The following is an 11,740-nucleotide window of genomic DNA, read 5'->3' as shown; positions in this document are numbered from 1 at the left end:
CGGGAAAATTCGCCTCGTTCACAAAGATGCGAGTTCTTCGAATGTGAGCGGCTGAGCCATCTGCGTCAAGGCGATAGCGGCAAAATCGATTCTTCGCTGATACTAACACTTGGGAAAGCTCGCATAGGCGAGCACGTCGCATTCGGCGTCGTCCATGAAACCGGCGAGCTTCGGGAGCGTCGGCCGCAGTTGATCGGCGACCTTGCGCCATTGCGTCTTGGCGGCGCCTTCGTCCTCCTGCGCGAAGGCGGTGGCGATCAGCGCCGAGACCACGCGCCTTCCGCTCTCCGAATTTGATGCGCGTGAGATCGGCGAGGGCGTATTCACCGCGTTTATTCAGCCCTTTGACGGCGGCGAGTTCGATCAGCTTTCGTTCGGAACCGCGGCCGGCGAGCACGGCGACGATCTGGATTGTCTCGGCGATCAGCGCGCGCGGCACGGTGACGACCGCTTCCTGGATGAGCTGCTCGAGCCGGCGCAGCGCGCCGAGAGCCGATCCGGCGTGGATCGTTCCGATCCCGCCGGGATGGCCGGTTCCCCAGGCCTTGAGCAGGTCGAGCGCTTCCGGTCCCCGGACCTCGCCGATCGGAATGCGGTCGGGACGCAGGCGCAGGGAAGAGCGCACGAGGTCCGAAAGCGAGGCGACGCCATCCTTGGTGCGCAGGGCCACGAGATTGGGGGCGGCGCACTGCAACTCGCGCGTGTCCTCGATCAGCACGACGCGGTCGGTGGTCTTGGCGATCTCCGCGAGCAGCGCATTGACCAGCGTCGTCTTGCCGGTGGACGTGCCGCCCGCAACCAGGATATTCATCCGGCCGACGACGGCGGCGCGCAGCGTCGCGGCGTGCTCCGGCGCCATGACTTCAGCGGCAACGTAATCGTCGAGCATGAACACGGCGACCGCCGGCTTGCGAATGGCGAAGGCGGGCGCGGCGACGACCGGGGGCAGCAGACCCTCGAAGCGCTCTCCTGTTTCCGGCAACTCCGCAGAGACCCGCGGCGCCTCCGGATGGACCTCGGCGCCGACATGATGCGCGACGAGCCGGATGATCCGGTCGCCATCCTCAGACGGCAGCGTCGCGCCGGCGTCCTCCAGCCCACTCGTCAGCCGATCGAGCCAGAGACGCCCGTCGGGATTGAGCATGATTTCGACGACGCCCTCATCGTCGAGCCAGCTGGCGATCTGAGGCTCCAGCGCGGTGCGCAACATGCGCGCGCCGTGTGAAATCGCTTCAGCATTGTGGGAATGAATCGTCACCTTCGCCCCTGGGTTCGCTCGAATCGCATGCGAGCGGTTCGAGGGCGGGGTCGATTAAGAAAGGCGGAATACGCTTATTGGCAACAAGCTCGACGGAGGCGTAGGGCTCTGGCGCGCAAAGACAGGGGAACGGCGAGGTGAGCTATAAGCGCCAATAATTCGAGCTTGCGGATTGAAGCAAGAATGTCGAACAATGAACGAATCGATTTCCCATTGCGTCGCCGGCGAAATCGTTCCCGCTGGAGGCGCGGCGAACGCGCTTCATCTCGATGCGTTCGGCAGTGATCAGGTTTGCGGAGCCGGTCAGTAGGAGGTGCCGGTCCGATGGTCGGCTCGACACTTTCCCTGGTCGTCAGAAGCAGGTCTGGAGCGCGTGGTGCCAGGTCGATCATGGCACGATCCATGCTGCGCACGAAGCGGATCGAATCCGCGCGGGCGGCGGCGAGCGCCGTCGTATTGTCGAGCGTCAGACTAACGCAGTCGTCGCTTGCGATGGCCTCCGCCGGTATCGTCTTGCCGCTCTGACGCGGCCCGGCCGAAAGACGATGAGCGTATCCTTTGGGGCTTGCCCGAGGCGGGTTTCGCTGTGACGCGGAATCAGGCCATCGGAAGCAACCACCGCGGGAGGAGGATGAAAGTGAACCTCTGACTATCTGAAATTCGAACGATGGCCTCGTGAAATTATGGACATTCTGGTCGCCGTTCGTGGCCGCTTGTCCGCGTGCAGAACCAATTCAGGAAAATTTCTCGTGCGAAGCTAGGCCGCACGCTACAATTAACCATGCTTTGGGGGGAGCCCCCGTATAAGATGGCATCAAGATTGGGGATAGCGCGTGCCAACCGCCGACCAGCTCAAGGCTCTCCTCGCCTCCCATGCTGAAGGCGACGAGCCCCAGTTCTTTGCCGTCGCGATGCAGATCGCGGCGACGGAGGCGCGCGCCGGTCATGGCAAGCTCGCGGAAGAGCTGCGGAACCTCATCGATAAAGGCAAGAGCCGCAGTGCCATCGATCGTAGAGGGCCGATTCCGCTCGCTCGTCCTCGTGGTGAGCTGGCTGATTTCTTGACCGTCTCGTACCCAGAGACCAAGCTCTCCGACATGATTCTTGGTAAGGCGCTTGAAAAGCGCCTCGGGCGCGTCATTCGTGAGCACAAGGCCGTCCGAAACATCCGCGCACGCGGTCTCTCGCCCCGCCGCAAGGCGCTCTTGGTAGGACCTCCGGGCACAGGGAAGACGATGACAGCGTCGGCGCTCGCGGGCGAGCTCGGCTTGCCACTCTTCGTCGTCCGCCTCGACGGCCTCATCACGAAGTTCATGGGCGAGACGTCGGCCAAGTTGCGCCTCGTCTTCGACGCCATGAATCAGACGCGCGGTGTGTATCTCTTCGACGAATTCGACAGCATCGGTTCGGAGCGGGGTCTCGGCAATGACGTCGGTGAAATCCGCCGCGTGGTGAACAGCTTCCTGCAGATGGTGGATCAGGATAATTCCGACAGCCTCATCGTGGCTGCGACGAATCACGTCCGCCTGCTCGACCGCGCGCTTTTCCGCCGCTTCGACGACATCATCGAGTTCGACCTTCCCGACGTCGAACGCATCACGCTTGTCCTCAAGAACAGGCTCTCGTCGATCAAGACGCTGAAAGTCAGATGGGCCGATGCCGCCAAGGCTGCTCTCGGTCTCAGCTTTGCCGACATCGTGCGCGCGGCCGAAGACGCCATCAAGGACGTCCTGGTTGACGAGCGCGAGAGCGTTACGCATGCCGATCTCATAGCCGCCATCCGAGAGCGATTGGCCACGGGATCTGGCCATGAGGTAGGTACCTGATGCCGCCCGACAACGTGCAGCTGCATCCCCATCTCTTCGATCCCAACACTGCCACCCCATCCGCATTCCGCAGTCCCCTTTCCGTGCCGCGCAAGTTCCGCCTGGCGCCGGTCAACCGCGCGCAACACGCTGCGGATCTCAAGCGCAAGATCGAGCAGGCCGCCGCGGTATCGGAAGCCCGCATCGAGGAGCAAAAGGCGCGCGGTGTCGACGGCGGCCACGGCATCGCGCTGCAGTTCGAAAGCGCGCCAGATTTCGAGATGAAATTCGAAAGCTTCGACGTTACCCGCAGCGGCATCGAACTGCTCAACGTGCGATCGCAGCCGAACGGCCTCACCCAGGCGGCGGTCTTTGTCCCGGACGGCATGCTCGAATACTTCCTTAAGAAGGTCACGGCTTACGCCGAGGAAGAGACCAAGCCGAACAGGGAGGGGCAAACGAGACCCAAGAACGAGGATCTCATCGCGAACATCTCCGATATCCGCGTCGCGGCGCTCGAAGCGCTCTGGACGGATACGGTACCATTCCCCGGCCTCGACGATGATCAGACCTGGGAAGTCTGGCTGCGCCATTCCGATGATATCGACCACCTTGTGAGGTTTCGTGAGCATGCTGCCGCCTTCGAATTGCGGGTTGGCGAGGAGGTCATCGAGTTTATCGATCGCAAGATCGTTCTCGTCTACGGCAAGGCCCGCGACCTCGGACGCTCGAATGAATTGATCGGCGCTGTAGCTGAACTGCGTCTCGCCAAGATTACCGCAGATTTCTTCACCGCCATGACGTCGGTCGAGCAGCAGGCATGGGTCGATGATTTGGTTGCGCGTCTCTTAGCGCCGCCCGAGAACTCGCCGTATGTCTGCCTTCTCGATACTGGTCTCAATCACGAGCATCCGCTGATCAGGCCCGTCGCCGATCCCAGCGGCTTGCACGCATACAAGCCGGCATGGGGCGTCGACGACCGGGGAAGACTCGGCCACGGCACGCCGATGGCCGGTCTGGCCATCTACGGCGATCTCATTGACGTGATGTCGAGCAACGGGCCGCTTCCGCTCACGCACCGTATCGAGTCCGTCAAACTCATCAATCCCGCTGATCCCCATGAGAAGACGCTCTATGGGGCCGTGACGACCGAAAGCGTCAACAGGGTTGAAGTGATGCCGAACCGCCTGAGAGCGTACTGCATGGCCGTCACAGCAACGGACGATCGCGATCGCGGCCGGCCGTCTTCATGGTCTGCTGCCATTGATGACCTCACATCAGGCCGTACGGACGGCGTTCGGCGCCTGATGCTGATCTCTGCCGGAAACACGGCCGACCGCCGCCACTATCCCGACGCGAATATGACGGATGGCGTTCACGATCCTGCGCAGGCCTGGAACGCGCTGACCGTCGGCGGCTACACCGATAAGGCCCTCATCGACCAGACGAAATATCCCGGCTGGCAGGCATTGGCACGGGTCGGCGATCTTGCGCCGGCCAGTTGCACCTCAATGACCTGGAAGCGCACCCGATGGCCGATCAAACCCGATATCGTTCTCGAAGCAGGCAATATGGGTCTCCATCCCGATCATGCCGAACCCGACTACATCGACGATCGCTTGCAGTTGCTCAGCACAGCCCACGATTTCGGAACGAACAAGCCCCTCGTGACATTCGGCGACACGAGCGCCGCGACAGCTATCGCGGCCCATCTTGTCGCAATGCTATGGGCCAAATACCCCGATCTGACGCCTGAAGCTGTGCGCGCCCTCATGGTGCACTCCGCGGAGTGGACGCCGGCCATGTTGGCCCGCTTCACCGACGCGCAAGGCTTCATCGATTACGAGGGCTTGGTCCGCTGTTTCGGCTACGGCGTGCCGAACGTCCGGCAGCTGCTTTCAAGCGCGGACAATTCCTTGACCCTCATCGCCCAAGAGAGCATTACGCCCTTCCATAAGGACGGTGCCGCTGTGAAGCCTCGCGAAATGAAGCTTCACGCCATTCCCTGGCCGCGTGAAGAACTCGAGCGGCTGCTTCATACGCCTGTGACCATGCGCGTCACACTGTCCTATTACATAGAGCCGAACCCGGGTGCCCGCGGTTGGGCGACGAAATTCGGTTACCAGTCCCACGGCCTTCGCTTCGCCGTCAAACGAGCGCCCGAAACCACTCAGGCCTTCGTCCGGCGCATCAACAAGGCGGCCCGAGAGGACGACTACGATGCCGACCATTTCGGCGAAACCGGCGAGTGGATCTTCAAGGGCAACACTTCGCTGCCATTCTTGGGCTCACTCCGCTCCAACATCTGGCGCGGCGAGGCGGCCGATCTGGCGGCCCGCGACCATATCGCCATAGTGCCGACCTATGGCTGGTGGAATAAGCGTCCCAACCTCGAAGGCTACATCAAGGCCTCGCATTACGCGCTGATCGTTACGATCACGACCCCCGAAACTGACATCTATACCCGACCCACTCCTGCGCGTGCTATCGGTCAGAAAGGATCTTATCAGCGAGGCAATTGCTTCAGCGGATTGACGTACGGGACGCCGAGCGGCGCGAAGTGGCGTTCGTTGGCGGTGAGGACGGTGAAGCCGCGCACGGCGGCCGTGGCGGCGATGGCGATGTCCTCGAAACCGGGATCATGCGCCCGCGCCCGGTCGAGGATCGCTCCCGCCTGGCGGGCTTCGTCGACACCGAAAGGTAAAATACGCTCGGCGTAGAAATGCTCCAATGCCGCGAGCCATCGGCGTAGGCGCTCCGCCTTCGTTGCGGCACCGATTCTGACCGCGCGCGCGATGCCGGCTTCGATCTCGGCGATGGTCACTGTCGAGAGATAGAGGCTCTCGGAGCGCTCGTGCGCCCAAACCGCGAAAGCCTCCGGGCCGACGCGGTGCTTGGCCGGCGCATCCGCCGACACGATATTAGTGTCGAGCAGATACAAGGTCAGAGCGAGGCGCCGCGCAGGGCGCGCGCGGGCTTACGGCGACGCGCGGGCAGGTCTCCCGGCTTGCCGGGGAATGCCAGCAACAGGTCGGCGAAGCTCGGCGCCTTGGCGAGGCGCTCCCATTCCTCGAAGGAGACGAGCACCGCCTCCTTACGGCCGTGCCGAGTGATCACGGTGGGCTCGCCCGCGACGGCGCGATCGACTGCCGCGGAGAGCGTGGCCTTGGCGTCCTTGAGCTGCAGCTCCTTCATAGCTCTCTCCAAATATGACTACCTGTAGTCATATATTGCCTGAGAGGCAAGAGCAAGCGTCGGCCGCACATGTTCGCCGCCGATCTGTGACAGACGATGTGAACGCATTTCGAGGCGGAGAACCACGGGTCAGGAAACTACGTAGGTGTTTCCGAAAGCGCAGGTCCAGGAGACGACAATTGCCCATCCTAATTGCACGACGCCGCCGCCGATTTCACGACTATACGCTTTGGCTGCTTTCCTCACGAAACCTTCGTTGCGATGATTTTCGTCGCCATGTCGAAATCCAAGACGCACAAGGACGGTTCGAAAATACCGAAAGGTTCCGGCCGGTCAGCTGGAATCGTCGAAATCGATTCGGATATTCAAATTTCTCTTGTCGAAATCATTCAAGCGCTTGCGCGAAGCGCGGCGCGGGAGGATCATCGGAAGGCCCGAGAGGTCGAAGCGACCTCATTGCGGAGGCAGACCGATGAAGCGCGCAGCGATCTATGCCCGTTTTTCGACGGAACTACAGCACGAACGCTCGATCGAAGACCAAGTGGCGGTGTGCCGAAACTACGCCGAACGCAATGATCTGGAGATCGTCGGCGTTTACGACGATCGAGCGCGTTCTGGCGCTTCGATGTATGGCCGCGATGGATTGATGCGTCTTCTCGACACGGCCCGCGACGGCGCGTTCGATGTCATTTTGATCGAAGCGTTGGATCGTATTTCGCGTGACCAGGAAGATTATGCGTAGCGCGCGATTATGCGGAGTCTGGCGCCGGGAGTGGCGGCTTTCCGGGGCTTTGGCGGCGATGTCGCTCCGCATAATAACGGGGCGAAGTCCGCGACGCCCTGCAGTGTGGCAGGGCGTCGCGGGCGCCGATCAGCGCGACCAGATCAGCGCGTATTCGCCGTTCTCGCCCTCGAACAGGTTGGCGTAGATGGGGGCGGTGAACGACGGATCGTCGAGCTTGACCGAGTGATAGGTGCGGCCCTCCTTCGAGGTCCGGCGCCATGCGGCGCCGATCTCGACTCCTGAGACGACCACCCGGAGGTCGGGGGCCTTGTCGCTGGTGGAGGCGGGATCGCTGGGGACGAGGCGCGCCTTGGCGTCGATGGCGAGGGTCTTGATCGCGCCGGTGTAGACGCCATCGTTGCTGCGGGTGAACGAGCCGATCTGGGACATGATGTAGCTCCTCTTGCTGTGTTCCAAGCCCGCGACCATCGCGGCCTTGTGGCGATCAGGAGCCCCGGGACGGCCGCCCCGCACCTGCAAGGCCGCAGCGCCAGCGGAGGACGGCGGGAGCCGAGCTTGTTGTCCCGCGAGGAGCCTCCCGCAGGGAGGCGGGGAAGAAGGTCGTCGACGCTGTTGCGGGGACGAGGCCGGGTCGAAGACCGCATCCTGGGGCCGATCCGCCCACACAAAGGCCCGTTGGTCGCGGCGGCGACACCGCGCCCGAGGAGAACGCCCCCAGCATCGATCAGGCACCGCGCTCGATGGCGATCACCGATCAGCGCGATCGCCGCTTTGGACGTGGAAGCCCACGCTCCAAAGTCCGCCTCCAACCAACGAGGAGGCAAACCGTGCCAACAGGTGTCTATGTAAGGAAGAATGACGTCAAAGACCGATTGCGGGCGGGACTTGCCGCCGATCACGCCGACGATTTTACCGCGTGGCTACGACAACGACGTTATACCGACAAGACGATCGTCGAGCGGATCAGGCTGCTCGCCTGTTGGACACATTGGGCGCGCGAGAAGGGCTATGCGTTCGACACGGTCCGCGCCGCGCACGCCGCATCGTTCGCGCTGATCAATGCGGGATATCGCCCGCGCTTCCGAGGCGACGTCAACAGAGACGCCGTCGAGACGGGCAAGCTGTTCATCGCCTATCTCGAAGATCGCGGCGCCCTGCCGCCGATGCCAGCGCTCTCGAGGCCGCCAATCGTCGACGAGTATATGACATGGGCGCGTGAACAGCAGGGGCTGGCCGAAACGACACTCGCCACATACGCCGGCGCGATCATCCCGTTCGTCGCCGCGCTCGGCGACAACCCGTCCGCCTATGACGCCGCGGCGATCCGGGGCTACATGTTGGGCCGCGCCGGCTCCGTTTCGGTCTCACGCCTCAATTGTATTGGTGGTTCGATCCGCGCATTCGTGCGCTTCCTGATCGCGACCGGTCGCTGTCCGCTGGGGCTCGACCACGCCATGCCACCCGCGGCGGAGTGGCGGCTCGCTTCGATCCCGCGCTTTCTTCCCGAGGATGACATCGCGCGCGTTATCGCCGCGTGCGACGGGGAGCGGCGACTGCGCGACCGCACGATCATCCTGCTGCTCGTGCGGCTTGGGATGCGCGCCAGCGAGGTCGCGCGTCTCTGCTTCGACGATATCGACTGGCGACAGGGCAATATCAGAGTGCATGGCAAGGGGCGTCGCGAAGAGCTGCTACCGCTTAGTCAGGAGGTCGGCGATGCGCTGATCGCCTATCTCAAACGCGCGCGTCCCGCGTTCCCAGGCTCACGTGCGCTGTTCCTAACCGACTATGCGCCGCTCAGGCCCATCGACCGCGGCACGATCAAATGCGTTGTGCGGCGCGCACTCGGACGCGCGGGAGTCGAGAGCCGACACAAAGGCGCGCATGTGCTGCGACACTCGGCGGCGACATCGATGCTGCGGCACGGTGTTAGCCTTGCTGGCGTGGGTGCGGTGCTACGCCACCGCTCACCCGCGATGACCGCGCACTACGCCAAGGTCGACATGACGCTGTTGGCGACGATCACACAGCCCTGGCCGGGAGACGCGTCATGCTGATCGACGATGCTCTCCGCTATGTCGCGCTGCGCCGGTCGCTCGGCTTCAAACTCGAAAAGACCGCACGGCATCTCGACGCGTTCACCCGCCATGCCGTGGCCAATGGCGACAGCCATATCCGCACCGCGACAGCGCTCGCTTGGACGGCGACGGTCTCTTCAACGCCGGACATGCGCTATCGCCGGCTTCAGGAAATAGCCGACTTCGCGCGGTTCCTGCACGCCGAGGACTCGAGGCACGAGATACCACGGCATCGTCCGTATTATCGTCCGCGCTCGCGACCCGCGCCGTATATCTACACGCCTGACGAACTGGCGCGGATGCTCGACGCCGCCGCAAATCTGCGGCGTCAAAAGCCCAGCCCTCTCAGGCGACACGTCCACGCGACGCTGATCGGCCTGCTCGCCGCGACCGGGCTGCGCGTCTCGGAAGCCCTGAATTTGCGACTCGGCGATCTGCTGCCGGACGGCGTGCTGCACATCCGCCAGACGAAGTTCAACAAAAGCAGGCTTGTGCCGATGCACGCAAGCGTTGTTGCAGCGCTCGACGCCTATCTGCGCATCCGGGCGACAGTCGCGAGTGTGGATGATCATGTGTTCCTGACGGTCGGCGGCAAACCGATGGGGCTCGGAGCGGTACATGCAGCCTTCCATGTGATCCTGGACAAGGCCGGGATCGCGCCGGATCGACCACGTCGCCCGCGTATCCATGACTTGCGCCACACCTTTGCGACGCGCGCGTTGGCGCGATGCGCCATGCGCCGCGAGGATGTCGCCCGCGACTTTGTGGCGCTCTCGACCTATCTCGGGCACGGCCATATCCGACACACCTACTGGTATCTGGAGGCGACGCCCGACTTGATGGGCGACATCGCCGCGGCCGCCGAAATGCTGGCTGCGGAGGTGATCGTATGACGCCGATCGCACCGCTCATCACCGTGTTCCTCCGCGAGCACATGCCTCGGCAACGCGGGTACAGCGCGCACAGCTGCGAGGCCTATGCGACTTGCTTCCGACTCTTGCTGACCTTCGCCGCCGATCGCCTGAAGACGCGGCCATCGCGGCTTACGCTGGAAGCGATCGACGCCGCGATGGTGCTCGCGTTCCTCGCTCATATCGAGCAAGATCGCGGCAACAGCGCGGCGACGCGCAACCTGCGGCTCGCCGCGATCAAGGCGTTCATGCGCTACGTCGAACTTCAGCGCCCGAGCGCGTTGGCGCAGGTCGCGCAGATCGATGCGATCCCGGGCAAGCGCCATGATCACAAGCTCATCCGGCATCTGACGATGCAGGAGGTGCGCGCCATCCTCGATGCGCCGGACACTTCGACCCGGTCGGGGATCCGCGACCGGGCGATGCTGCACCTGTGCTTCGCCGGCGGCCTGCGTGTCTCCGAACTGGTCGGGATGACGATGAGTCGCATCATTCTGCAACCCAGCCCCAGCATCCTCGTGTTCGGCAAGGGGCGCCGCGAGCGCAGCCTGCCGCTCTGGAAGGACGCCGCGCGTGACGTTCGCGCCTGGCTCGCAGTGCGTGGGAAGCCGCAAGCGCCCGAGCTGTTCGTCAACGCGCAAGGCATGGCGATGACGCGGGCCGGGTTCGAATATATCCTCGAAAAACATGGTCGGGCCGCTGCACGACAATGCCCCACGCTGGTTGATCGCGCGCTGTCGCCACACCTGTTGCGGCATAGTTGCGCGGTGCTGATGCTCCAGGCCACGCGTGATATCCGCAAGGTCGCACTGTGGCTCGGTCATGCCGATATCCGAACCACTGAGATCTACCTCGGGATGGATCCCTCCGAAAAGCTCGAGGCCGTCGAAGCGGTGCTCCCGCCCGCGTTGCGACGTGGTCGGTTCAAAGCGCCTGACGCGTTGATCGCATCGCTGATGGCCGATGCGCACACGGCGCCGACATGAGTGCGGACGGCGGGCGTCCGCGATTGTTGCGGCGACGGCATGATCGGGGATGTCTCCTCGGGCGCGGTGTCGCCGCCGCGACCAACGGGCCTTTGTGTGGGCGGATCGGCCCCAGGATGCGGTCTTCGACCCGGCCTCGTCCCCGCAACAGCGTCGCCAACCTTCTTCCCCGCCTCCCTGCGGGAGGCTCCTCGCGGGACAACAAGCTCGGCTCCCGCCGTCCTCCGCTGGCGCTGCGGCCTTGCAGGTGCGGGGCGGCCGTCCCGGGGCTCCTGATCGCCACAAGGCCGCGATGGTCGCGGGCTTGGAACACAGCAAGAGGAGCTACATCATGTCCCAGATCGGCTCGTTCACCCGCAGCAACGATGGCGTCTACACCGGCGCGATCAAGACCCTCGCCATCGACGCCAAGGCGCGCCTCGTCCCCAGCGATCCCGCCTCCACCAGCGACAAGGCCCCCGACCTCCGGGTGGTCGTCTCAGGAGTCGAGATCGGCGCCGCATGGCGCCGGACCTCGAAGGAGGGCCGCACCTATCACTCGGTCAAGCTCGACGATCCGTCGTTCACCGCCCCCATCTACGCCAACCTGTTCGAGGGCGAGAACGGCGAATACGCGCTGATCTGGTCGCGCTGATCGGCGCCCGCGACGCCCTGCCACACTGCAGGGCGTCGCGGACTTCGCCCCGTTATTATGCGGAGCGACATCGCCGCCAAAGCCCCGGAAAGCCGCCACTCCCGGCGCCAGACTCCACATAATCGCGC

Annotated in this window: 10 protein-coding genes and 3 pseudogenes; 8 read left to right on the top strand and 5 right to left on the bottom strand. The window is 63.8% G+C overall.

Translation table 11 applies throughout. From position 1 onward, the window contains the following. Positions 1-111: 111 nt before the first annotated feature. A pseudogene (locus AC6IW9_RS00425) lies at positions 112-300 on the bottom strand (IS256 family transposase); the annotation flags it as partial. Positions 301-310: 10 nt separating this feature from the next. Further along, positions 311-1,210, bottom strand: a pseudogene (gene trbB, locus AC6IW9_RS00420) (P-type conjugative transfer ATPase TrbB); the annotation flags it as partial. A 450-nt stretch (positions 1,211-1,660) separates the two neighbouring features. On the opposite strand from trbB, the gene AC6IW9_RS00415 reads away from it, so the two are divergent. The 3 genes and pseudogenes from AC6IW9_RS00415 to AC6IW9_RS00405 form a co-directional block, all read left to right on the top strand. Further along, positions 1,661-1,783: a hypothetical protein gene (locus AC6IW9_RS00415; RefSeq protein ID WP_497767751.1), complete on the top strand. Its 123-nt coding sequence runs from the start codon at positions 1,661-1,663 to the stop codon at positions 1,781-1,783. A 308-nt stretch (positions 1,784-2,091) separates the two neighbouring features. After that, positions 2,092-3,084, top strand: coding sequence for an AAA family ATPase (locus AC6IW9_RS00410; protein ID WP_497767748.1), 993 nt, complete (start codon positions 2,092-2,094; stop codon positions 3,082-3,084). Continuing rightward, a pseudogene (locus tag AC6IW9_RS00405) lies at positions 3,084-4,925 on the top strand (S8 family peptidase); the annotation flags it as partial. The gene AC6IW9_RS00410 and the pseudogene AC6IW9_RS00405, both read left to right, overlap by 1 nt. Before the next feature lie 644 nt (positions 4,926-5,569). Here AC6IW9_RS00405 and AC6IW9_RS00400 read toward each other — a convergent pair. Both AC6IW9_RS00400 and AC6IW9_RS00395 read right to left on the bottom strand, forming a co-directional pair. Further along, the gene (locus AC6IW9_RS00400; protein WP_497767744.1) at positions 5,570-6,004 is read right to left on the bottom strand and encodes a type II toxin-antitoxin system VapC family toxin; all 435 of its coding nucleotides are present in this window, start codon (positions 6,002-6,004) and stop codon (positions 5,570-5,572) included. 2 nt (positions 6,005-6,006) lie between these two features. Further along, positions 6,007-6,258, bottom strand: a complete 252-nt coding sequence (locus AC6IW9_RS00395) for a type II toxin-antitoxin system Phd/YefM family antitoxin (protein ID WP_497767741.1) — start codon at positions 6,256-6,258, stop codon at positions 6,007-6,009. Positions 6,259-6,730: 472 nt separating this feature from the next. On the opposite strand from AC6IW9_RS00395, the gene AC6IW9_RS00390 reads away from it, so the two are divergent. Continuing rightward, positions 6,731-7,000: a recombinase family protein gene (locus tag AC6IW9_RS00390; RefSeq protein WP_497767738.1), complete on the top strand. Its 270-nt coding sequence runs from the start codon at positions 6,731-6,733 to the stop codon at positions 6,998-7,000. Between the two features lie 129 nt (positions 7,001-7,129). Here AC6IW9_RS00390 and AC6IW9_RS00385 read toward each other — a convergent pair whose 3' ends face one another. After that, complete coding sequence (locus AC6IW9_RS00385) at positions 7,130-7,432, bottom strand: DUF736 domain-containing protein (protein ID WP_476160615.1); 303 nt, start codon at positions 7,430-7,432, stop codon at positions 7,130-7,132. A 398-nt stretch (positions 7,433-7,830) separates the two neighbouring features. Here AC6IW9_RS00385 and AC6IW9_RS00380 point away from each other — a divergent pair, with 398 nt between their 5' ends. The 4 genes from AC6IW9_RS00380 (at position 7,831) to AC6IW9_RS00365 (ending at position 11,612) form a co-directional block, all read left to right on the top strand. Further along, on the top strand, positions 7,831-9,060 hold the full coding sequence (locus AC6IW9_RS00380) for a tyrosine-type recombinase/integrase (RefSeq protein WP_497763865.1): 1,230 nt from the start codon (positions 7,831-7,833) through the stop codon (positions 9,058-9,060). After that, positions 9,054-9,974 (top strand): tyrosine-type recombinase/integrase, encoded by a 921-nt coding sequence (locus tag AC6IW9_RS00375; RefSeq protein WP_497763866.1) that lies wholly within the window; start codon positions 9,054-9,056, stop codon positions 9,972-9,974. The genes AC6IW9_RS00380 and AC6IW9_RS00375 overlap by 7 nt, the downstream gene beginning before the upstream one ends. Further along, positions 9,971-10,978, top strand: a complete 1,008-nt coding sequence (locus tag AC6IW9_RS00370) for a tyrosine-type recombinase/integrase (protein ID WP_497763867.1) — start codon at positions 9,971-9,973, stop codon at positions 10,976-10,978. The genes AC6IW9_RS00375 and AC6IW9_RS00370 overlap by 4 nt, the downstream gene beginning before the upstream one ends. A gap of 331 nt (positions 10,979-11,309) precedes the next feature. Next, positions 11,310-11,612 (top strand): DUF736 domain-containing protein, encoded by a 303-nt coding sequence (locus AC6IW9_RS00365; RefSeq protein ID WP_476160615.1) that lies wholly within the window; start codon positions 11,310-11,312, stop codon positions 11,610-11,612. Positions 11,613-11,740: the final 128 nt, after the last annotated feature.

The sequence above is a fragment of the Methylosinus sp. shoA genome (genome assembly GCF_059718125.1).
This window is presented reverse-complemented; position numbering and strand designations above follow the sequence as displayed.

Excerpts from the sequence above, each read along its gene's own strand:
- AC6IW9_RS00415 (WP_497767751.1), top strand. The coding sequence starts at position 1,661 with ATGCTGCGCACGAAGCGGATCGAATCCGCGCGGGCGGCGGCGAGCGCC.
- AC6IW9_RS00395 (WP_497767741.1), bottom strand. The coding sequence starts at position 6,258 with ATGAAGGAGCTGCAGCTCAAGGACGCCAAGGCCACGCTCTCCGCGGCA.
- AC6IW9_RS00390 (WP_497767738.1), top strand. The coding sequence starts at position 6,731 with ATGAAGCGCGCAGCGATCTATGCCCGTTTTTCGACGGAACTACAGCAC.
- AC6IW9_RS00385 (WP_476160615.1), bottom strand. The coding sequence starts at position 7,432 with ATGTCCCAGATCGGCTCGTTCACCCGCAGCAACGATGGCGTCTACACC.
- AC6IW9_RS00375 (WP_497763866.1), top strand. The coding sequence starts at position 9,054 with ATGCTGATCGACGATGCTCTCCGCTATGTCGCGCTGCGCCGGTCGCTC.
- AC6IW9_RS00370 (WP_497763867.1), top strand. The coding sequence starts at position 9,971 with ATGACGCCGATCGCACCGCTCATCACCGTGTTCCTCCGCGAGCACATG.
- AC6IW9_RS00365 (WP_476160615.1), top strand. The coding sequence starts at position 11,310 with ATGTCCCAGATCGGCTCGTTCACCCGCAGCAACGATGGCGTCTACACC.